Genomic DNA, 22,305 nt, shown 5'->3' with positions numbered 1-22,305 from the left:
TCCTTGAAAACCGTTAAATATTCCTTAGAAACGGCTTGATTTTTAAAGTGAAGTAGAAAGATTATTCCTACTGATGTTAATCGGAATTATGACATAGTGTCCTGCTCAATTAAACTGACTGTGAGCCAACATTTGCGGCATATAAATTTTCGCTAATACGATAAATGTTTATATACTGTTAATTATCTCCTAAGCTAAATTCTCTATTTGGGCCTGTAAGAATTGCCAAATCTGCTTGAAAGTCAATTAAATAGGGGTGCAAGGTAGAAAGAACTTTGTTACATTCAAACCACAGTTACAGATTTAAAATTATACAAATGGCAATTCGCCATTGCGGAGACGTTTATGACTGAAAAACCTTTCTTAGTGAGTGGTAGAAACACCATAATTCACAAAATAAGAAAATTGGATTTACTTATTCTTAATGGTGAAGAAAACCCGCCAGTGTTAGTAACACACAAAGCCTTGAAGCAATTTACCGGTAAAGTACCGGAAAATAAACGTGAAGCTAAGTTGCAAGATATCGAGTTAGTGGATGTGACTGTGACGGATGTGTTTGGTGATGAAAAAACATTAATTTTTGTGCAAACCCTGAATGGTAAAGAGTATAAAATTGATTACAGCAAAGTCGACTCTCCTCTATTTATCAAGATTCATCAAGACAACGCGTTTTAGCCGATCTGACGAGGCGGCTTTAACTGGCCGCTTTGCTATTTACTCTTAAACGTTTACTAGCTTCTTGTTTTTATCACCTCAACGTTATTCTTCTACATTCAATTCTTTGGTCTTTAATTTACTCTGATCAGTGGCTTTTTCGCTGCTCTACTTTAAATACAAATTCCCCTGTATGTAACAAAGCGTGTTCAATTCAGGTTAATTGACAGTTTTCCACGATAGTCCATCGCACTTTTTTAACGGCTTATCTCTTAGTCTCATGTATCTGTAACTTGGCGATATTTTCTGTGCGCATTGGCTTTTTCCTCTTACGGTTAATATCAAGTCTGCTTTGTTCTGGAAATAAAAGGTAGTTGTTACTAAGGCGGATAAAAGCCCAAATGAAATTCATTTAGGCACAAATCAAAGTTAAACAATGGTGGAACTGAAATGAAATTTTTGAATAACGTGAAAAATAAAAGATTAATGTTTGTAGCGGTTATGTTGGGTGCATTTGCAACGAATAGTGCGTTAGCCGCTTCTCCTTTAACATCATCTCAAGAAGCTTCCCTTATTAAGGTTTGCAAGGCTTTAAAGAGTGATAATCCCAGACAACTTCAAAAAGCCATAAAATCGGGTAATTTAAATTATAAAACCGTAGCCAAAGGGTTGGTGTGTAATGGTAAATCAGCCGTTGATTTTGCGGCAATGCATGAAGCTCATGAAACTGCTGGATTTTTAGCCCGCAAGGTTAATCTCAGTTACGACAATAGGTTGGCAAAAAGATAGTCATTGCTAAGGATTTAGTGGAAATGTTGGTGTTCCATGGGCTAAAGCCCATGCTACAGGAGGTTTGGTGAATCTATGGTGTTCCATGGGCTAAAGCCCATGCTACAGGAGGTTTGGTGAATCGATGGTGTTCCATGGACTAAAGCCCATGCTACAGGAGGCTTGGTGAATCTATGGTGTTCTATGGGCTAAAGCCCATGCTACAGGAGGTTTGGTGAATCTATGGTGTTCTATGGGCTAAAGCCCATGCTACATGAGGTTTGGTGAATCTATGGTGTTCCATGGGCTAATGCCCATGCTACAGAGGGTTTGTGACATAGAAGCCACAAACCAAAAACGTTAACGACAGCAAAGGAGGTGTTTAACCCAGAATAGTGTGATTTCGTCACAATTCGCTGTAAATCAACGGATTGTATGAATAGATTTAAGTATCGGCGTAGTGAACCGATGAATACATGCTTTTGAAACCCATTTTTTAAACATGTATTAATTCCTGGATTATATTGAGGCTGATAGTTGCAAAACACAGCCTCTTTTTTTGCGCCTTGGATATCTGAAAATACCGAATAATTTCTTCCTAGTTGCAAACTTTGTGTTTATTTAATCGACTATCTGCACAGGCGATTGATTTGCCACAAGTTTGAGTAAGTAAGCAAAAATCAAAAATATGCGAATCACAGCTTTAATCATGATCCCCATCAAATTAAACACGGCTTTTAATTGGTGTTATTTTCAAACACTGCTATTTATTAACATACAGCAACTGACAAGCGAATGAATTTTCTAGCTTTTGTTGAAAATTTTTACCCTTAAGTTGTGACTTAATTTCATCCAATGTCTTATCGTTTTAAATAGTGAATATTTATTAATATGTTTTCAGTGTTGATATGTGACGATTCTATGGTCGCGCGCAAACAAGTTGCTAAATGTCTTCCCCGAGATTGGGAAGTTGCGATTCATTTTGCTAAACACGGTAAAGAAGCAATTGCTGCGATAGAAGAAGGAAAAGGGCAGTTAATGTTTCTTGATCTCAATATGCCGATAATGGACGGTTATGAAACGCTGAAAATGCTGCAAAAAAATCAACTGAACTCGCAAGTTATTGTCATCTCTGGTGACGTGCAGCCCACAGCCCATGAAAGAGTCAAGGCTTTGGGGGCCATCGAGTTTATCGAGAAACCGGTCAATCCTGAACAAATTCATGCAGTGTTGGTTAAACACCAATTCATTGCTAAAGAACAAATAGAAGCGCAAATTCTTGCCTCTTCTTTGCCCGCAGACATACGTGATTGTTACCAAGAAATAACTAACATTGCTATGGGGCAGGCGGGCGATCACTTAGCCCGTATGTTAAACGTGTTCGTCAAACTACCGATTCCTAATGTAAACCTAATTGAAGTGTCTGAACTGCATATGATGCTGCAAGACATTGAAGATAAAGACTCTGTTTCTGGCATCTGTCAGGGCTTTTTAGGGGCCGGGGTGTCGGGGGAAGCTCTGTTTATTCTGAGTGATTCAAGTTTTGGCGATGTGGCTAAAATAATGAATGTTACGGAGGAAATCGACGACCAAGTGCAACTCGAATTACTCATGGATGCCGCCAACATTTTAATTGGTACATGTTTGCGGGGCTTTGCCAATCAGCTTGATTTAAATTTCAGTCAAGGGCACCCCATTGTGTTGGGCCAACACAGAAGTGTATCCGAGCTTATTTCACATAATAAGGCTAAGTGGCGCAGAACTTTAGCCATTGAGCTTAGTTATGGTTTAGAAGGATACAACGTGCAGTGTGATTTGGTGTTGTTGTTTACCGAAGAATCGATGCAGGTGATGAACTATAAACTTTCACACCTACTGGAGGATTAGCCATGCCGATAAATTACGAAATGGCAGAATTCCATTGGATGATGGATATGGTACAAAACGTTGATGTGGGTATAGTGGTGCTGAATCAAGATTTTGTGGTCAAAGTGTGGAATGGATTCATGGAAAGTCACAGCGGTTTGTTGCCAAGTCAGGTACAGAATAAAAGCCTGTTTGAATTATTCCCCGATATTCACCCGCAATGGTTTCGCCGCAAAACGCGCCCGGTATTTGAGCTAGGTACACGGGCATTCATGACTTGGGAGCAACGCCCATTCTTATTTAGATTTCCTAATTACCGTCCTATAACTGGTAGTGAAGATTTTATGTATCAAAACATCACTATATCCCCGTTAGCTAGTGCAACTGGTGAGGTAAGTACCATTTGCATGATGATTTACGATGTCACTGATGTGGCCGAAAATAAAAAAAGGTTGGAGTCGGTACAAGTCAAATTGAGCGCATTAGAAGAAAACTTAAGAAACAGTTAAATCTAGACTAGCCCCTTATTTTACCCTTTATTAAGGCCATAACCTTTGTTTGGTATATTAATTGCTAAACTTAAATCAATGAGGCACAGACGTATCTATTTGCTAATCGATTAAAATTGATTGATCAATTATGGGGTTATTTTTGAATTACTTACTATTTCTTAGACAATACAAGGTAGTAGCAGTTATCGCTATGGTTTTACTGCTCGCCAGCTGCTCAGGAAGCTCCTTAGATAGTGACACTAATCAGCCAACCCCCGATGTATTGGTAAATGCAGGTACTAATAAAAGTGTTAATGAGCAAAGTACCGTAGTGCTTAATGCCACCGCCCAAGGTACGACAGATACGCTAACATACAGCTGGAGCGCTTCGCCGGCGTTAACCATTACCCATGAAGATGCTAATTCACCCGCAGCAACTTTTATTGCTCCCAGCGCCACAGAAATATTAACTTATGTACTCACTTTGGTGGTAACCGACGAAAATGGGAATCAGGGCTCTGATACCGTTGAATATCAAATAAACCCAGTTAATGAAGCGCCCAGTGCACTTATCGAAGTTCTTAATCCTGTTATCAATGGTAGCTACCCTGCAGGCATAGAAATTACCTTAGATGGTAGTGCTAGCAGCGATGTCGATCCAGCGGACAGCCTTGACCCAATAGCGGCATGGCGCTGGCAACAAACTGCCGGAACCAATGTGCTAGATAATGTGAGTTTAGATGGTGATAGCATCGCGTTTGTTACGCCGATTTTGGATGATGCAAATGCGTTAAGCTTCGAATTAACGGTTACCGATCAAGAAGGTGCGCAGGATACAGCCTCGATTACGCTGCAGGTACTAAGTGCTAGCCAAACTCAGCCTTTAGTCGACGCTGGTGTTGATCATCAAGTCTTTTCTGGCGAAATCATACTGCTCACAGGCGCAGCCAGCACCAGCATCCCTGCTGGTCTTCCGTTGCTATTCGACTGGTTAAATGATTCAGAGTTAGTGCCAGTGATTAATAATCGTAGTGCAGAAAAAACTTATGCCATCGCGCCTTTAGTGACCCAAACTGAGCTTGTTACTTTTACGCTTATGGTAACGGATGCATACGGAAATGAAGTGGAAGACAGCATCAACGTGCGGATTAAGCCTCTGCCGATTAGCAATATGAATGACACAGGCGTTACTTTACAAGCCTCTTTGACACAAAATGGCACGCAACATCAGTCGGCGTTCCCAGGTCAAGATGGTCAACGAGGGCAAGACATCATTAGCGAAAATGGCTTGTTAGAAAAAGCCGGACGTGGAGAGCAAGGATTCGACTTTACCAAACTAGACGCCATCGGCGATGAACAAGATGATACTAGCCAAGATTGGAGCTGTGTGCGAGACAATACTACTGGTCTGGTGTGGGAAGTGAAAACCGATGATAGTGAATTGCATGGCGCCGAACATTCGTTCAGTTGGTATCAAGAAGATTTAAACGGTGGTTACGAAGGTACTCAGGGCAGCTTAAGTTTAACCTGCGATAATGATCAATGTGATACCGAGTCATTCGTAGCAGCGGTTAACCAAGCCGGACTTTGCAATTTTTATGATTGGCGATTACCCACCCATAATGAACTACTTTCGTTGGTTCACTACGGTAATGTTACGGGGACCAAAATAGATTTAAATTACTTTCCTTATACCGACGATTTTGTGACATCTCCGCTTTGGTATTGGACCAGTCAACCCAGTGCTGATGGCGTATCTGACGATGCTTCACAAACCGCTTGGGCCATTGATTTTTCCACTGGCAATGATAACTTTTTAAACAAATCAACCTTAGGCAAAGTACGCTTAGTTCGAGGAGGACGTTAATATGAAATTAACTCTGGTTGCCTGTGTCATGTCGTTACTCAGTGGTGTGGTTTCTGCGCAAACTTGTTTGTCTGATTCGCCTGCTACGGCCTCTGAAACCCAATTTATTGATAATGGCGACGGCACTGTTACCGACACCGATCATGATTTAATGTGGATGCAATGTAGTTTAGGGCAAACCTGGGAAAACGGCACTTGCACTGGGGATGCCGATGCATTGACCTGGCAACAGGCCCTGCAGCAAGCCCATGGTTACGAATTTGCAAGTTTAGACGGATGGCGATTACCTAACGTAAAAGAACTGTCTAGCCTCACCGAAAGACAGTGCGTAAGACCTGCGATTAATGAAACACGCTTTCCTAATACCCCTTCAGATGATTATTGGAGTTCAACGCCGTCGTTGTCTGATTCGCAAAGAGCTTGGGTTGTCGCGTTTTTCAATAGTAGTAACTCAATCAAACAAAAAGACCTATTTGTGTTTGTAAGATTAGTGCGTACTGCCGATTAACTTGTATTTTATCCGGCTTGTCTATTCACTACTTTTTTTCCTACCAGATTCAGTCCACAATAAACGCTGAGTCATTATTGGTATGTATGAATGCGAGCTTTGCTGTTAATAATATGTTTGGTTTATCCGCTGACTAGTTTTGCGGATCTCAAATGTGACATTGATCTAAAATACGGTGTTGTGGTGAACGATCGCCAGATCCGTGTTGTGGATGATAACAGCCGTACGATTTATCAAATCAATGATACCAATCAATTGATTGTGTTTGGTGATGTTATTCAACTTGCGCCTAAACAATTGGCTGATCTGCAAGACTTCTCCACTGGAATACATTATGTGGTGCCAAAAATGATTATTTTGGCCACTGAAGGTGTGCAACTTGCTGTTGAAACGGTAGAGCACGTCTATCAGGGCTTGGTTGGCACCGATAATACAAATTACGAAAAAGTCCAATCTTCACTGCAGCGGGTGCAAGATCGCATTAAAGAAAAATTCATTCAAGCCAATGAAAACTTTTACATCGGCCCCGGGCGCTTAGAAAACGTCAATGATTTAGTTGATCAAGAAATAGAAGAGCAGTTGGAAAAGGCCTTCAACACCTCTTTAGGCGGCGTGTTGTCTGCTATTGGTGGCCTAAGTGATGGTGGCACCGAAGAAACCGAGCAAAAAGTAGATGATTTGTCACAGCGCATTGAAGCAATGGGACAGGAATTGGAAAGGCAAGTGGGCTCTAAAGCACAATATTTACGCAAGAAAGCCCACTGGTTTTGTAAAAAAATGAATCACTTAGATCAAATCGAAGAAAACTTACGGGAAAATATTCCGGAGCTGAAAGACATCAATGTCATCATTACTTCAAAAACCAAGATGACTGACTAAAAATCTAGTCAAATCACACCAGCGTTTCGAGCAAGGTGTTCAAGTAGCGTTTGCCCAGAGATGTTAATTGCCATGCATTTGGCGTCTCTGATAACAGCCCTTTTTGTACCGCTAACGCCAAGTTTTGTCGCAAGGGTTTAGTCAGAGTTTGCCCGGTGAGCATTTCGTAATCCTGTTTCGGACAAGCCTCTAGTAAACGTAAACGATTCATAAAAAACTCAAATGGCACATCTTCAGGTGTGACTTGCCAAGTTTTAAATCGATAATCTTTACTTAAATCCATATAACCCCGAGGATGCTTAACTTTTTCTGTGCGGGTTATTAAACCGCTTTTGGGGTCGCTAATTTTACTATGAGCGCCACAGCCTATCCCTAAATAATCTCCAAAGCGCCAATAGTTTAAATTATGTCGACATTGCTGGTCCGGCAGACTGTAGGCACTGATTTCATACTGTTTATATCCCGCGGCATCAAGCAAAGCCTGGCCCTGCTCTTGGATATCCCAAAGGATATCGTCATCCGGCAAAGTCGGTGGTTTGGAATGAAATTGGGTATTAGGTTCTATGGTAAGTTGATACCAAGACAGGTGCGGTGGCCTTTGCTCAATGGCAATCTTCAAATCACTCAACGCATCATCAATAGATTGATTTGGCAATCCGTGCATTAAGTCTAAATTGAAACTATTCAGGCCTGCGTTTCTAGCAAATTGCGCGGCATTTAGGGCTTGTGAATCATCGTGAATACGGCCCAAAGCGATGAGCTTTTCAGGCTGAAAACTTTGCACGCCAATGGAAATTCGATTAACCCCCGCTTGGCTAAAATCGTTGAACTTTTGACTTTCTACTGTGCCTGGGTTTGCCTCTAACGTTATTTCTGCATCTGCGGCTAAATTAACCCGCTGTGACACCCCCACCAATAGCGTACTCAGTGCTTCAGCACTTAGTAAACTGGGTGTTCCGCCACCGATGAAAATAGTGTTAACGGTGCGCCCTTTGACTTGTTGAGCATCGAACTCGAGATCTGCTAATAGATGTTGAACATACTCTTTTTCCGGGATGGCCTGTTTCATGCCATGGGAATTAAAATCACAGTATGGACACTTTTGTACACACCAAGGAATGTGAATGTAAAGGGATAGCGGTGGGGCGATCAATCCACTAATCCAATTTTGTCGGATAAGCTTGCCAATAGCTTGGACATGGCTTTACCACGGTGACTAAGACGGTTTTTTACTTCCGCTGGCAGCTGCGCTGCGGTTTGGTTTTGTGAGGAAACCCAAAAGACCGGATCATAGCCAAATCCTTTCTCGCCTCGCCGTACTTGACTGATGTGTCCATGCCATTCGCCTTGGCAAATAATAGGCGTAGGATCTTCGGCCGATTGCATAAATACAATGACGCATAAAAAGCGCGCGCTGCGATTTTCATCTGCGACGTCTTCTAACTCAGTCAACAATTTATCGACGTTTTGTTGGTCCGTGGCATCGGCTGCCGCATATCGTGACGAATAGACGCCAGGAGCGCCCCCAAGGGCGTCTACTGCTAAGCCTGAGTCATCGGCTATGGCAGGCAGGCCAGTCAGCTTTGCGGCATGACGAGCTTTGATGATGGCGTTCTCCACAAAGGTGGTGCCAGTTTCCTCTGCCTCGGGCAGATCAAATTCACTTTGCGGCACAACTTCATAAGGAAAGTTTGCTAACAATCGTTCAAACTCCCTGACTTTACCTTTATTGCCTGTTGCCAGCACAATTTTTTGTTTTTGATTAGACATGCTTATTACTCGTATTATTCGTAGGCGAGGGGATCGGTTGCATTATTGTCTGCAAAAGCTTCAAGACGCTCCTGACAGGCACCACATTTCCCACAGGCTTTTTCACGACCGTTATAACAGGTCCAGGTTTTATTGTAATTCAAGCCCATTTTTAAACCATCAGTGAGAATTGCCGTTTTGCTTACATCCAGATATGGACAAGCAATTTCAACCTTTTCGTAGTTAGCAATAGCGCACACATCATTCATCTTATGCACAAATTCAGGTCGACAATCAGGATAGATGGCATGGTCACCAGAGTGAGCGCCATAAAAAACTTTATTTGCGTGCAATGAAACAGCGTAACCAACGGCCATCGACAACAAAATCATATTGCGATTAGGCACAACAGTGGTCTTCATACTTTCCTGTTCGTAATGGCCTTCAGGCACATCAATGTCAGAGGTTAATGAAGAACCGCCGATAAGTTCGTTGATAGCGGATATATCGATGATTTTATGCGCTATATTTAGCTCGTTACATACATTTGCTGCATAAGTCAGTTCTTTGTTGTGGCGTTGGCCATAGTCAAAAGACAATGCATAGACTTCATATCCTTCCCGCAATACTTTGTTAAGTACAGTGAATGAGTCCATTCCACCTGAAAAAATTACCACTACCTTTTGTGACATTTGCCTTGCTTCTCTATAATCTGTTGTTTTAATGCAGTTACAAATCTTTGACTGCAATCCGGAAAGGGCGAATTATGCCGTTAAGCGAGTCAAAGTGCTAGAGGAAGTCTATTTGCAAACTCCCATAGAATATAAAATAAATGAAGTGTTCGAGTCTATTCAGGGGGAAGGGGCATTAACCGGTGTGCCTTCCATATTTGTTCGATTACAAGGATGTCCAGTTGGCTGTGCTTGGTGCGATACCAAACATACTTGGACTTTAGACCAGCAATTTCAAGTAGATGCAGAACAGGTGATGGCCGAATCACAGGAGTCTGAGCATTGGTTTTCGACGTCAATTACACGATTGCTGAAATTGTTCGAAGAGCAAAATTATCAGGCCAAAAATGTAATTTTAACCGGTGGTGAACCTTGTATGTATGATTTGCGTCCATTATGTGACGCTTTATTTGAGCACGGTTATTCAGTATCAGTAGAAACCAGCGGAACCTTTGAAATAAAAGTAAGCTCAAAGACCTGGGTGACGGTTTCGCCGAAAGTCGATATGAAGGGAGGTTTTAAGGTTAGAGAGGATGCCATTTATCGAGCGAATGAAATCAAGCATCCGATAGCCATGGAAAAACATATTGAAGAACTTGAAGAGTTGTTAGTCTGGGCTAAGCAAACACCGGCCCCGTTAGTTTACTTGCAGCCCATTAGTCAGCAAAAAAGAGCAACTGAACTGGCGGTGAAAACATGTATAGCTAAAAATTGGCGGTTGTCGTTGCAAACCCACAAGTTCATTGGCATTGAGTAATGGAGTAGTTGTCGTTGGAAAAAATAGAAAAGTTCTTTAGTGAATATGGCAAAGCATTGGAGCAAGGTTTAGTTAGCAAAGTTTCAGAATTTTCTGGGAAACCACTGGTGATAGTGACGGACGAAACTAAGATGATTTGTCATTCTCAGAGTGAAATTGAGAATATTAATGGCGATATCATTGCTAAATTAAAAACCGGTGGTGTGGTCAAATATACACCCAAAATAATTCAATCAATGCGCTTATCTGAAAGTGTTATTTTTGTGAAGGTGCGATGGGCGTTGTGCGATCAAAATGAGAAAGTCGTATTTAACTGCTATTGTTCTTATACCTTACAAATAGATGAAGTGGACTTGTTTAAGATTCTCATCATAGTGGTCGATGACGAACAAAAACAATTTAGTCAGTTGATGAAACAACACGGGGTTTAAGCAATGAAACAGATAATTGGAATGTTGATATTGTCAGTATTTTGCCATGTTGCCACAGCAGCAACATGGGAAATAACCTATCCTCGACCGATGTCCGACGATGATCGCCGCCAAGACTATCCAGTTAAGCTGCTAGCTTTAGCCTTAGACCAGACCGGAGTTAACTATAATTTACAAGCTGCCAATGTTGTTATGTTGCAGGAAAAGTCGTTAAAACAATTGGCAGAAAACAGATCTGTTAACGTTGTTTGGAGTATGACTGATACGGACAGAGAGAGTCGACTTCTGCCTATTCGAATCCCAATTTACAAAGGCTTAATTGGTTGGCGAGTATTTTTAGTTAAGAAAAACCGGCTTACTAAATTTAAGAACATAGATACAATGCAAAGCTTGCTCAAATTTAAGCCTATTCAAGGTTTTGATTGGCCCGATACTAAAATCTTACAGTCAAATGGGTTTGATGTCATAACCTCTAAAAACTATTCAAATTTATTCACTATGCTGGCGAATAATCAAGGTGACTTTGTTCCCCGTTCGTTAATCGAAGTTTGGAAAGAATACGACGCCAATTTTATGGATGAATCCATTGTGGTTGAACCCACCTTAGGGATTAAATATCCGGCAGCCATGTATTTTTTCGTGAATAAAAGTAATCGTACATTAGCTAAGTTGTTAGAAAATGGTCTAGAAAAAGCCATCGCCAACGGCCAATTTGATAAATTATTTTTAGCAGAATTCAAAGATATTTTCGAGCGCTCGAATATGGACAAACGATTCTTTTTCCAAATCGATAACCCATTAATCGCACCAGAAATGCCAATCGACCGCAAAGAATTATGGTATTAACCACACCGTAGCATGGCCTTTAGGGCATGAGTTTCGCCCAGAGATAAACCAATATCGAGGTTTTTCCAACCTACCTCGGGGCTAAAGCCACCGACTACAGGATGTATTTCTCGGGGTTGTAGCATGGCCTTTAGGCCATGGATTTGGCTCGGGGCTAAAGCCACCGACTACAGGGAAGGTATTTCTCGGAATTGTAGCATGGCCTTTAGGCCATGGGTTTGGCTCGGGGCTAAAGCCACCGACTACAGGATGTATTTCTCGGAAGTGTAGCATGGCCTTCAGGCCATGAATTTGGCTCGGGGCTAAAGCCACCATCTCGGGGCTAAAGCCACCGACTACAGGATGTGTTTCTCAAGGTTGTAGCATGGCCTTTAGGCCATGGATTTGGCTCGGGGCTAAAGCCACCGACTACAGGGAAGGTATTTCTCGGAATTGTAGCATGGCCTTCAGGCCATGGATTTTCACCATCTCGGGGCTAAAGCCACCGACTACAGGATGTATTTCTCGGGATTGTAGCATGGCCTTTAGGCCATGGATTTGGCTCGGGGCTAAAGCCACCGACTACAGGGGCGCTCTTTATTTCGCGCAAAAAAATGGGGCTAAAAAGCCCCATTTTTGGTTTTTACTAGCGGTTATGACTTGCCGTGAACACTGATTACAGAGCGTCCTGATGGATCAGCCATATTCTTAAAGCTTTCATCCCACTCTAAGGCTTCTACGGTACTACAAGCGATAGATTTTCCACCGGGTACGCAGTTCGCCGCGCTTTCTTGAGGGAAGTAACCTTCAAAAATGGTGCGATAGAAATAACCTTCTTTGGTATCTGGTGTATTGTGTGGGAAACGAAATTCAGCGGTAGCGAGTTGCTGTTCTGTCACTTCGTTATCAACATAGTCTTTGATGGAATCAATCCAAGAATAACCTACACCGTCACCAAACTGTTCTTTTTGACGCCACAGTACTTCAGGTGGTAAATATTCGCCATTATCAAAGGCTTTACGAAGAATCCATTTTTCCATTTTTCCGTCAAGACACATTTTGTCTTTTGGATTAAGACGCATAGCCACATCAAGGAACTCTTTATCCAAGAATGGAACACGGGCTTCTACACCCCAAGCTGCTGTTGCTTTGTTTGCTCTAGCACAATCAAACATATGCAGACGGTCTAATTTACGCACTGTCTCTTCATGAAATTCTTTTGCATTTGGTGCTTTATGGAAATACAAGTAACCGCCGAATATCTCATCAGCACCTTCACCAGATAGTACCATTTTGATACCCATAGCCTTAATTTTACGACTCATTAAGTACATTGGTGTAGCAGCACGGATGGTTGTAGTATCGTAAGTTTCAAGATAGTAAATAACGTCACGAATGGCATCAATACCTTCTTGAATAGTAAAGTGAATCTCGTGATGCACAGTGCCTATCATGTCAGCTACTTTCTTAGCCGCCACTAAATCTGGCGCACCTTCAAGACCTACTGCAAATGAGTGTAGGCGAGGCCACCAAGCGTCTGACTTATCTTCGTCTTCTATGCGCTTGGCTACATATTTAGCCGCAATTGCCGAAACCAAAGATGAATCCAATCCGCCTGATAACAATACCGCGTAAGGCACGTCAGACATCATGTGAGACTTCACTGATTTTTCAAAAGCCGTTTTTAATTCGTCTAAATCTGTGGTGTTGTCTTTGACTGCGTCATAAGACATCCAATCTCGTTGATAATATTTTTTCAACTCACCGGTTTTGCTCCACAGGTAATGCCCTGGTGGAAATTCTGAAACGGTTTTACATACTGGTACCAATGCTTTCATTTCTGAAGCAACATAGAAGTTTCCATGTTCATCAAAGCCAGTATATAGAGGGATGATGCCAATATGGTCACGAGCGATTAAATACGCATCTTGCTCTTCATCATACAAAATGAAAGCGAACATGCCTTGTAGCTCATCTATAAATTCAATTCCTTTTTGTTGGTACAAAGGAAGAATTACTTCACAGTCTGACTTGGTTTTGAAGTCATAAGGTTGCGCAAGATCTTTTTCTAACGCTTTGTGGTTATAGATTTCACCGTTGACAGCCAGAACGTGATTATTATTTCGGCTAATTAAAGGTTGCGCTCCAGTATCCACGTCTACGATCGCCAAGCGTTCGTGACTCAAGATTGCGCTATTATTATTCCAAATACCTGACCAGTCAGGGCCACGATGGCGTAGCAATTTGGAAAGCTCTAACGCTTGCGTCCTAAGTTCTGATACATCAGTTTTGATGTCCAGAATGCCGAATATTCCACACATAAAGGTTTATCTCTCTTATTTCCAAGTTTAAGGTAAGGGAAAAGTATCGCAAGAATAAGGCTGATAAAGGAAATAACTTTTTCGAACAGCTCAGATTTTTATGACGTATGTCCTTTTCCAACGGGTGAATTTGCCAGTATGAGCAAAAATTGCAAGGATAATATGTAATTTATTTTCAATTAATTAAATTAAGTACGCAAGTTTACAATTAATTCATTGAATTCGATGAAAATAACACCCATATGTAACTTAAGCGTAACAAAACTAATTAACTATCTATCAGTAAACTATTTTGGCAGGCAACTTATATTTTTCGATTGAAAAGCTGCTCAATAATCCTTTAATCTGTTTTATAGATTACCATGATTTGTTTTAATCATTATTATTAAAAAAGTAAAGGCTGTACTATTTACCCAACTAGCCGGAATTATTAATTAATTGGAGATTTACATGACACAAACTAATCCAAACTTTGAAGACAAAACGGGTCAAAAGGTCCCTTCTGTTACTTTTCGTACTCGCCAAAATGACGAATGGGTTGATGTTACAAGCGACGAGCTTTTTGCTGGCAAAACAGTTGTTGTTTTCTCGCTTCCTGGTGCATTTACACCAACTTGTTCATCTACTCACTTGCCTCGTTACAATGAATTGGCAAAAACGTTTAAAGAAAATGGCGTAGATGACATTGTTTGTATGTCTGTAAACGATACTTTTGTAATGAATGCTTGGGCAGCCGACCAAGAAAGCGACAATGTTACTTTAATCCCAGACGGTAATGGCGAATTTACTGACGGCATGGGTTTGTTGGTTGATAAAAACGACCTTGGTTTTGGCAAGCGCAGCTGGCGTTATTCAATGTTGGTAAAAGACGGTGTGGTAGACAAAATGTTTATCGAACCTGATTTACCAGGCGACCCGTTTGAAGTATCTGACGCAGACACTATGTTGGATTACGTCGCACCTGGCGCATTGAAGCCTCAAGCCGTAAGTATTTTCACCAAACCTGGCTGCCCTTTCTGCTCAAAAGCAAAAGCGTTGCTTAAAGATAAAGGTTATTCTTACGAAGAAATCGTTATGGGAGCGGGCGCTACTTTAACTTCGCTTAAAGCCATCACCGGTCGTGATACTGTTCCACAAGTATTTATTGGTGGAAAACACATTGGTGGTAGCGAAGAATTGGAAGCTTATTTCAAATCATAAGTAATGCACATCGAAGAATAAATTGAAAAACGGGCGTTAGCCCGTTTTTTTTTGCATCCGTCCCCGTAGCATTGCCTTTAGGCCATGGGGTTTTCGCTCGCCAATCTCGGTGTTGAAACGATCCATCTCGGGGCTAAAGCCACCGACTACAGGTGTAGCATGGCCTTCAGGCCATGGGGTTTTCGCTCGCCAATCTCGGTGTTGAAACGATCCATCTCGGGGCTAAAGCCACCGACTACAGGCGTAGCATGGCCTTTAGGCCGTGGGGTTTTCGCTCGCCAATCTCGGTGTTGAAACGATCCATCTCGGGGCTAAAGCCACCGACTACAGGTGTAGCATGGCCTTCAGGCCATGGGATTTTCGCTCGCCAATCTCGGTGTTGAAACGATCCATCTCGGGGCTAAAGCCGCCGACTACAGGTGTAGCATGGCCTTTAGGCCATGGATTTATCACGGGATTTTCCCAATCCAATTTCGGGTTTAACCTATTCATCTCGGGGCTAAAGCCACCGACTACAGGTGGTAGCATGGTCTTTAGGCCATGGGGTTGCCAATAACGGGGTTGTAGCATGGCCTTTAGGCCATGGGGTTTATAATGTTAAAAAAACGTAGCAATGGGGGATTGGGCTGTTTATAGTATTTTAACTACAGTGTTTATGGCCCATTTCTATGTCAAAATTATCTTTAATTGTCCTCGGACTGTCGCTATTTGTTGTTCAAATTAGCCATGCTATAAGTCCTGATTGGCTAATTCCGTTCAAAACCTTTTATGCCGATGAGCTTGGTACAACCGCGGATTGTAAAAGTTCTGAGCCCTTTGTCTACAAAGTCTGCTCTTCTGCCCTTAAAAACGACGGCAACGCGGCATACGTTTACCATCACAATCAACCCACAGATACAACAGTGGTGTTATTCCATGGTTTGAGTGATTCACCTTTCTTTTTTGAATCCATTGCTCCTGCTATTCATCAAATTGGTTACACTGTGATTGTCCCGCTGTTACCTGGACACGGCAAATTAGATGCAGATGATGATATGGAGGACGGCGATTTAGCAAAACGCTGGACCTCTCATGTAGACGAAGTCATGGCATTTGCCCACACTTTAAGCCCGAATGTATACATCGGTGGCTTTTCAACTGGAGGTGCACTTTCAGCGCAACACGTGTTGACTCATCCTGATCAGCAAAAAGGATTAATTTTATTTTCTGGCGCTCTGGCACTAGATGAATCCGTTGAAGGAATGGCAGGGATTTGGGGAATTAAGTCTTTAGCAAAGTTGCTTGATTGGAGTTACCAAACGCAAGGACCTAACCCTTACAAGTACCCTGAAGTATCGCGTCACTCTGCATTTATGTTAACGGATATTATTTTTGACGTTCGCGATAAATTAGCTGACGGAAATGTCCTTAATCTACCGATTTTTTCTGTTCATTCAGAGGCTGATGCAACCACGCCAATTCGAGGTGTAAAAGACTTTATCAAACAAAACGCCGGACAAAGTGAAACATTTTTTATCGATGCCTCCTACCAAGTTTGCCATGCTGATTTAGTGGTAAGTGAATCGCAATTGATTGATATGCAATATGATGCATCTAAAGTTGATGAGTCTGAGTCTTGCAAAGTTCCCAAAGCAAACCCTAAGCATGCAGAAATGATAGCGGCTTTAATTCACTTTCTAAATAACAATAAGTAGTTAATTTATGTCTAAAATGTTTACCTTGTACGGCGCCCAAATGTCACTTTACACGGGGAAGGCTAGAGCTTATCTAACCTACAAAAAAATTCCTTTTCGAGAGGTATTTTCGTCAGTCAAGGTTTACAAATCCATTATAGAACCCAAAACTGGGGTTCGATTTATCCCTGTTGTTGAAACGCCTGAGGGCGAATTTATCCAAGATACTGTGCACATTATTGACGAATTGGAAAAGCGTTTTGAGGCGCATAGCATTTATCCGGCCACTCCCAAGCAACAGTTGGTGTCAGAAATATTTCAATTATGGGGTGATGAATGGTTAGTCATTCCAGCTATGCATTATCGTTGGAACAAAAATAATTTTCCGTTTATATATGAAGAGTTTGGGCGAGTAGCAACGCCTAACATGCCTGCATTTGTGCGTCGTTTTTTTGGTAAAAAATTGGCGAGCAGATTCAAAGGGTTTGTACCTGTTTTAGGCATTACTGAAAAAACCATTCCAGCAATCGAAGACTGGTTCGAAAATCACGTTTTAGTGGAATTAAACAAGCACTTTTCTACCCACGAATTTCTGCTAGGTAGCCGGCCGTGCGCTGGTGATTTTGGATTATTCGGACCCTTATATGCGCATCTTTATCGTGATCCAGTACCTGGCGCGATTTTAAGGGAAAGAGCCCCACATGTTGCTAAATGGGTAGAACGGTTACGAAATCCCCCTAAAAATGGTGGAAAGTGGCTTGAAGGTGATGCGATACCGGATACTTTGATACCATTGTTATCCCGCATTTTTAAAGAATTTTGGCCTGTTTTGATGCATAGCGTTGAGAGTGTACAAAAATGGATCGCTGAAAACCCAGATGTTGAAACAATTCCTAGATCCATTGGTTTTCACCAGTTTACCATTGGTGGTATATCAGAAAAACGCGCGATTATGCCTTTTCAACAATGGAAATTGCAAAGGGTAGTGGATGTTTATAACAAGTTTGATGTCGAACAAAAGGCAAACGTTGATAACTTTATAAACGCATCATTTGGCCTAAAGATTGAGGCTTTGCCGTTGTCTAAAAGGTTGCAGCGTAAAAATAATAAATTGGTCGTTGCATAGAAAAATGGGGTTGTAGCATGGCCTTTAGGCCATGGGTTTATCTCGGGGTTAGCCTAACCCAATTTCGGGTTTAACCCATCCATCTCGGGGCTAAAGCCACCGACTACAGGTGTAGCATGGCCTTCAGGCCATGGGTTCCTCTCGGGGTTTAACCCAACCCAATTTCGGGGTTGTAGCATGGCCTTTAGGCCATGGATTCCTTTCAGGGGTTTTCCCAATCCAATAACGGGGTTGTAGCATGGCCTTTAGGCCATGGGTTTATCACGGGATTTTCCCAATCCAATTTCGGGTTTAACCTATCCATCTCGGGGCTAAAGCCACCGACTACAGGTTGTAGCATGGCCTTTAGGCCATGGATTCATCACGGGGTTTTCCCAATCCAATAACGGGGTTGTAGCATGGTCTTTAGGCCATGGGTTCCTCTCAGGGTTTTCCCAACCCAATTTCGGGTTTAACCCAACCATCTCGGGGCTAAAGCCACCGACTACAGGTTGTAGCATGGCCTTTAGGCCATGGGTTCCTCTCAGGGTTTAACCTATCCATCTCGGGGCTAAAGCCACCGGCTACATGCCTAGTTCTTGTTTAAATTGTTTGAACTGTTCTTTTAATTCGGCAAGTTCGCCTTCTAATGTGTCGACTCTTTGTGATAACGAATTTTGTGGTGTTGATAACGATGCTGTGCCCTCTGGTCGCGATTCAAATTCACTAATGTCAGGCTCTCCTGAAAACAAGTGCATGTATCTTGATTCTCGTTTGCCGGGTTCTCTGGGAAGCTTGGTTACAAGGCATTCGCCATTAAGAGTTTTCATGTATTCAAGATTTTCTTCCACTTCGTCTACATTTTTAAATTCTGCTAGGCGATTAGTGCGGCTTCTTAATTCCCCTGGCGTCTGAGGGCCGCGCAAAAGCAATACACATATTATGGCAAATTGCTGTCGAGTGAGTTTTAGGTCGCCAAACTCGGTATTGCAGAAGCGATGTTGGTATTTCACCACGCGACTACCAAAACCGCTGTGCTCGTTGATTTGTTTTAGTTCTCTGAGTTCGTCAACCGTGCGCTGAACATCACTTTCAGTTAAGTTCATTACTGGATCACGATTACTTTTTTGGTTACAACCTAAGGTTAGTCCATTAATTGATAGTGGGTACTGATCCGGTGTGGTGACTTCTTTTTCAAGGAGTACTCCAATAACACGGCACTGAAGAGGGGTTAATTGCACTAACATTTTATTTCCTTCTATTTCTTGTTCTTTTTTATCGAACGAATACTGCAACTGTTAATTCAGGCAAATTAAAACCATATTCATCTGTTGTTGCGGTCTTAACTAATGGGTCGCTTCCTGTTTGTTGTGCAGGATGCAAACTGAATTGCTGAGCCTGCGGCATGTCAAATTTTACAGAATGTGTATTGTGATTAAAAATAACTATGACCTGTTTGAAATTAGAGTCAATATTTTCTGTATTGGCAGAATTAATAGACATCACTATCAAACCTGTTTTTTGATTAGTGCCGGTATTCAGAAACTTAACTTGCTGAATAATTTCATCTGCGGTTTGCAGATTGAAAAGCGGCGTTGAAGTGCGAATTTTTAGAAAGTCTCTAAATACCTGTGAGGCAAATTGAATTTGTTGAGTTGAAACAACGTCTCTGCCTTGGTTTTGCGCAATTGTTTGAGTAATTACTGCCCAATTGCTTTGGTCTTTTTCGGCAGGCGGTAATCCCACATTATAATTATTCGACTTTTTCCCGAAGTCTACCTTGTTGAACCAATCGCCGTAATCATAACTGTCGCGCAAAAACGATTTAGAGCGCAACAACTCGCTACCCATATGTAAAAAAGGTATGCCTTGTGCCATCAAGGGATAGGCGAGGGACATGATGTGCATTCGCACCCGTTGATCGGTGGTAGCATGATGTGCAGTGCGATACTGATTGTTGTCCCATAAGGTTTGATTATCGTGTTTCGACACATAGTTTATGGTATCCGCCGGATCTAGGGCATACCCGGTAGGCGCACCCCCATAATCTATATCACGGCCAAATACATGCTCTCCTTGGGCATTTTCCAGCGGAAAGTTCGCTAAGTTAGCGGCAAGTCCAATACGGGCTTGGTCCATGGAAAGCTGGTATTCCTGCTGCAAGGATTGCGTATCAATTTGGCTTTGCAACTCATTTGGGAACACCAATAAACCGTTTCCTAAGCCTTGGCCTTTACGAATATCTTGACCTGATAAGAATGACGAACCGCCTCTTACAGCATCCCTTAATCTGTCTGTGAAGGTGCCTATTTCGGTGCCTGCCATTTCAATCTGACTGGCTTGGATGAACTGTGAATTGTTAGCAACTTCACCAAAGTTCCATCCTTCACCATAGAAGTAGGTGTCAGGATCTACCGCTCTGACCGCTTCTCTGGCATGCAAGATGGCGCTTTTAGGTTGATGTCCCATGAGGTCGAAGCGAAAACCATCGATTTTATAGTGTTTCGCCCAGGTGACTAACGAGTCTGTCATCAATTTGGCCATCATGACATTCTCAGTCGCAGAGTTTTCACAACAGGTTGATTGTTCAATGGCCCCTGAAATTGGGTCTAGACGGTGATAGTAATTAGGCACAATTTTGTCTAGGACTGATTTTTCAGCCAATCCAGCGGCAAAGGTGTGATTATACACAACGTCCATTATCACGCGGAAGCCCAATTGGTGGATGTCCATGATCATTTTTCTGAATTCTATAAGTCGTGGAATGCCTTCTGGATTTAACGCGTAGCTACCCTCTGGCACAGTGTAATGATAAGGATCATAGCCCCAGTTGTAATCATCTTTACTGCGGATTAGCTCAATTACTTTTTGAGCCTCGGAGGACGAGGGCGTATAGCTAAGTAAAAGACTTTGCAAGGACAATTCAGGGTTATAGTCGGTGTGACAAATTTCCAATTCAGAGGCTAAAACGCACACTTTTTCTAAGCTGTCGTGCATGGAAATGACGTTGTTAGGGATTTCATCTATGGTGCTTAAATCATAGGTGGGGAGCAAGTGGATTGTATTTAGTCCCGCCTTTCTAAGCGCTTTCAAGTGATTGATTGAGTCACTATTGGATTGACTGAATGCCGCGTATTTTCCAGCTAGCTTTGGGTTAGAGAGGTTTTGGTCTGACGCGCTAAAATCTTTAATGCTTGTTTCATATAAAATTAAACTTTCCGGTGAATCGACCACAGGGATATTTTGTTGTTGCCAATTTTCTGGTTGAGTTTGCGGTGAGCTTAAATCCACCACTTGGGAATAGACACTATTGGTGGATAAGCTTAAGGAGTAGGGATCTGTCACCTGTAATATTTCAATCTGTTTCGATTCAGGGTGATAAACCTGAACTTGATAGCGATAGAAGGTTCCTTGCGGAGCATGACTAGTAATGCCACTCCAAGCGCCAGTTTGGGGATCTTCAGTGAGCTCTAATATGCCACTTTCCAACGGGTTTTTATGTTCATCGAACAGGCGAACTTTGACGTTCAGTGCGGTGGGAGCCCAAATCGTGAAACGCGTAGAGCTTCCTAATAGTTGCGCGCCAAAATTATCAATTTCATCTGCATCGTCCTGTTTTGAGGTATATAACGCGTCGAGTAGTTTTGTATTTTGTAGATAAGATAGATTTTTGATATCAGCCAAGTTTGGTTTTTTTGTGTGGTGATTAACCTCGACTACAGCGGCTTGCTGTTTCAGTAGCGATTTTAACTCAGAACGGGGAATGTCCACTTTGTAGGCATAAAAGTGGCTTAAATGTGGGTAGGATTGCGACACCCACTGAGGTGTTTCCACCGCTACTAAATTGAACAGTCTGTCTGCTTTTTTCTTGTCATCTATACTGCCATTTTTCGAAAAGACCAAAGCTGGGTGGGATTTTTCATTCGCTAATAAAATTAAATCGGCGCGAATCCAGTGGGCGGAAAAATCGACCTGGGTTGTGCTGTTGTCATAATTCAGCGCTATTGGTTGGCCAATATTACGGTTAGTTTTTGTCGAACCGCAGGCTGCCACTAAGAGCAGCATGCCTAAGCTAATAGTACAAGTATAAATAGTGGGTTTCATGTTAAATCCTGTCTCACTCTCAACGCTTCTATGGGCGTTATGAACGGGCGTTGGCTTTTTGAATAATTGATTCGATTTGCCAATGTCTATTTGGTCAAGCACCTAGTCTATAAGTTCATTTGCTTAGGCGCGAATTACATACGTATGTTGTTTGTAAATAAATGAATTGGTAGGTTTAGAGCTCGTTTTACGCGCCTTTATGGGTAAGAGCAAACTTATAAGATTAGTCAAAATATTTAGTTTATCTGTCATTTTAGGGTCATAAATACTGAGTAGCATCGCCCATTAAGCTGTGCAAAACGATTAGGTTAACGAGCTGATTTTATAAGCTTTTAGTCGTAAAAAACATGAATTTTATATACACCTAATTATTATC

The 22,305-nt window shown here is 42.0% G+C and carries 22 protein-coding genes; 13 read left to right on the top strand and 9 right to left on the bottom strand.

Annotation, left to right across the window (positions count from 1 at the left end; all coding sequences use genetic code 11):
- The first annotated feature begins 345 nt into the window (after positions 1-345).
- From VUI23_RS15025 to VUI23_RS14995, 7 genes are all read left to right on the top strand, one after another.
- Complete coding sequence (locus VUI23_RS15025; RefSeq protein WP_216048011.1) at positions 346-675, top strand: hypothetical protein; 330 nt, start codon at positions 346-348, stop codon at positions 673-675.
- A gap of 429 nt (positions 676-1,104) precedes the next feature.
- Positions 1,105-1,443 (top strand): DUF3718 domain-containing protein, encoded by a 339-nt coding sequence (locus VUI23_RS15020; protein WP_342804859.1) that lies wholly within the window; start codon positions 1,105-1,107, stop codon positions 1,441-1,443.
- An 870-nt stretch (positions 1,444-2,313) separates the two neighbouring features.
- On the top strand, positions 2,314-3,309 hold the full coding sequence (locus VUI23_RS15015; protein WP_342804858.1) for a response regulator: 996 nt from the start codon (positions 2,314-2,316) through the stop codon (positions 3,307-3,309).
- 2 nt (positions 3,310-3,311) lie between these two features.
- Complete coding sequence (locus tag VUI23_RS15010; RefSeq protein ID WP_216048013.1) at positions 3,312-3,797, top strand: PAS domain-containing protein; 486 nt, start codon at positions 3,312-3,314, stop codon at positions 3,795-3,797.
- A 142-nt stretch (positions 3,798-3,939) separates the two neighbouring features.
- Positions 3,940-5,646, top strand: a complete 1,707-nt coding sequence (locus VUI23_RS15005; protein ID WP_303502317.1) for a DUF1566 domain-containing protein — start codon at positions 3,940-3,942, stop codon at positions 5,644-5,646.
- Between the two features lies 1 nt (position 5,647).
- Positions 5,648-6,154, top strand: coding sequence for a DUF1566 domain-containing protein (locus tag VUI23_RS15000; RefSeq protein WP_216048015.1), 507 nt, complete (start codon positions 5,648-5,650; stop codon positions 6,152-6,154).
- Positions 6,155-6,244: 90 nt separating this feature from the next.
- The gene (locus tag VUI23_RS14995) at positions 6,245-7,033 is read left to right on the top strand and encodes a DUF2884 family protein (RefSeq protein WP_216048016.1); all 789 of its coding nucleotides are present in this window, start codon (positions 6,245-6,247) and stop codon (positions 7,031-7,033) included.
- A gap of 13 nt (positions 7,034-7,046) precedes the next feature.
- On the opposite strand, the gene hemW is transcribed toward VUI23_RS14995, so the two are convergent.
- Genes hemW through queC form a run of 3 tightly spaced genes read right to left on the bottom strand, consistent with a single transcriptional unit; the run spans position 7,047 to position 9,474 of the window.
- The gene (gene hemW / locus VUI23_RS14990) at positions 7,047-8,186 is read right to left on the bottom strand and encodes a radical SAM family heme chaperone HemW (RefSeq protein WP_342804857.1); all 1,140 of its coding nucleotides are present in this window, start codon (positions 8,184-8,186) and stop codon (positions 7,047-7,049) included.
- Positions 8,183-8,803, bottom strand: coding sequence for an XTP/dITP diphosphatase (locus VUI23_RS14985; protein ID WP_216048018.1), 621 nt, complete (start codon positions 8,801-8,803; stop codon positions 8,183-8,185). Before VUI23_RS14985 ends, hemW begins: the two co-directional genes overlap by 4 nt.
- Positions 8,804-8,817: 14 nt before the next feature.
- On the bottom strand, positions 8,818-9,474 hold the full coding sequence (gene queC, locus VUI23_RS14980) for a 7-cyano-7-deazaguanine synthase QueC (protein WP_342804856.1): 657 nt from the start codon (positions 9,472-9,474) through the stop codon (positions 8,818-8,820).
- A 112-nt stretch (positions 9,475-9,586) separates the two neighbouring features.
- Here queC and queE point away from each other — a divergent pair, with 112 nt between their 5' ends.
- From queE to VUI23_RS14965, 3 genes are read left to right on the top strand one after another with little or no spacing between them, the layout of a single operon-like run.
- The gene (gene queE / locus VUI23_RS14975) at positions 9,587-10,270 is read left to right on the top strand and encodes a 7-carboxy-7-deazaguanine synthase QueE (RefSeq protein WP_342804855.1); all 684 of its coding nucleotides are present in this window, start codon (positions 9,587-9,589) and stop codon (positions 10,268-10,270) included.
- Positions 10,271-10,284: 14 nt separating this feature from the next.
- Positions 10,285-10,701 (top strand): hypothetical protein, encoded by a 417-nt coding sequence (locus tag VUI23_RS14970; protein ID WP_342804854.1) that lies wholly within the window; start codon positions 10,285-10,287, stop codon positions 10,699-10,701.
- A 3-nt stretch (positions 10,702-10,704) separates the two neighbouring features.
- On the top strand, positions 10,705-11,547 hold the full coding sequence (locus tag VUI23_RS14965; RefSeq protein ID WP_216048022.1) for a transporter substrate-binding domain-containing protein: 843 nt from the start codon (positions 10,705-10,707) through the stop codon (positions 11,545-11,547).
- Here VUI23_RS14965 and VUI23_RS14960 read toward each other — a convergent pair.
- Both VUI23_RS14960 and asnB read right to left on the bottom strand, forming a co-directional pair.
- Complete coding sequence (locus VUI23_RS14960) at positions 11,544-11,672, bottom strand: hypothetical protein (RefSeq protein WP_342804853.1); 129 nt, start codon at positions 11,670-11,672, stop codon at positions 11,544-11,546. The two genes, VUI23_RS14965 and VUI23_RS14960, sit on opposite strands and share 4 nt — an antisense overlap.
- A gap of 507 nt (positions 11,673-12,179) precedes the next feature.
- Positions 12,180-13,847: an asparagine synthase B gene (gene asnB, locus VUI23_RS14955; protein WP_216048023.1), complete on the bottom strand. Its 1,668-nt coding sequence runs from the start codon at positions 13,845-13,847 to the stop codon at positions 12,180-12,182.
- A gap of 450 nt (positions 13,848-14,297) precedes the next feature.
- On the opposite strand from asnB, the gene VUI23_RS14950 reads away from it, so the two are divergent.
- The gene (locus VUI23_RS14950; RefSeq protein ID WP_216048024.1) at positions 14,298-15,047 is read left to right on the top strand and encodes a glutathione peroxidase; all 750 of its coding nucleotides are present in this window, start codon (positions 14,298-14,300) and stop codon (positions 15,045-15,047) included.
- A gap of 324 nt (positions 15,048-15,371) precedes the next feature.
- Here the strand turns inward: VUI23_RS14950 and VUI23_RS14945 are convergent, their stop codons facing one another.
- Positions 15,372-15,617 carry a hypothetical protein gene (locus tag VUI23_RS14945; RefSeq protein WP_342804852.1) on the bottom strand — a complete coding sequence of 82 codons (246 nt, stop codon included), beginning with the start codon at positions 15,615-15,617 and terminating at the stop codon, positions 15,372-15,374.
- A gap of 98 nt (positions 15,618-15,715) precedes the next feature.
- On the opposite strand from VUI23_RS14945, the gene VUI23_RS14940 reads away from it, so the two are divergent.
- Entirely contained in the window at positions 15,716-16,741 is a 1,026-nt protein-coding gene (locus VUI23_RS14940; protein ID WP_342804851.1) for an alpha/beta fold hydrolase, read from the top strand.
- A gap of 7 nt (positions 16,742-16,748) precedes the next feature.
- Positions 16,749-17,846: a glutathione S-transferase N-terminal domain-containing protein gene (locus VUI23_RS14935; RefSeq protein ID WP_342804850.1), complete on the top strand. Its 1,098-nt coding sequence runs from the start codon at positions 16,749-16,751 to the stop codon at positions 17,844-17,846.
- A 311-nt stretch (positions 17,847-18,157) separates the two neighbouring features.
- On the opposite strand, the gene VUI23_RS14930 is transcribed toward VUI23_RS14935, so the two are convergent.
- The 3 genes from VUI23_RS14930 to pulA form a co-directional block, all read right to left on the bottom strand.
- The gene (locus VUI23_RS14930) at positions 18,158-18,346 is read right to left on the bottom strand and encodes a hypothetical protein (protein WP_342804849.1); all 189 of its coding nucleotides are present in this window, start codon (positions 18,344-18,346) and stop codon (positions 18,158-18,160) included.
- Between the two features lie 63 nt (positions 18,347-18,409).
- Positions 18,410-19,072 (bottom strand): DUF480 domain-containing protein, encoded by a 663-nt coding sequence (locus VUI23_RS14925; RefSeq protein WP_342804848.1) that lies wholly within the window; start codon positions 19,070-19,072, stop codon positions 18,410-18,412.
- Positions 19,073-19,100: 28 nt separating this feature from the next.
- Positions 19,101-21,929 carry a pullulanase-type alpha-1,6-glucosidase gene (pulA, locus tag VUI23_RS14920; RefSeq protein WP_342804847.1) on the bottom strand — a complete coding sequence of 943 codons (2,829 nt, stop codon included), beginning with the start codon at positions 21,927-21,929 and terminating at the stop codon, positions 19,101-19,103.
- Positions 21,930-22,305 lie beyond the last annotated feature (376 nt).

Source organism: Alteromonas sp. M12 (genome assembly GCF_037478005.1).
GTDB classification, from domain to species: Bacteria; Pseudomonadota; Gammaproteobacteria; order Enterobacterales; family Alteromonadaceae; genus Aliiglaciecola; species Aliiglaciecola lipolytica_A.
Note: the sequence above shows the minus strand (reverse complement) of the source record. Positions and strands in the feature narration are given on the sequence as shown.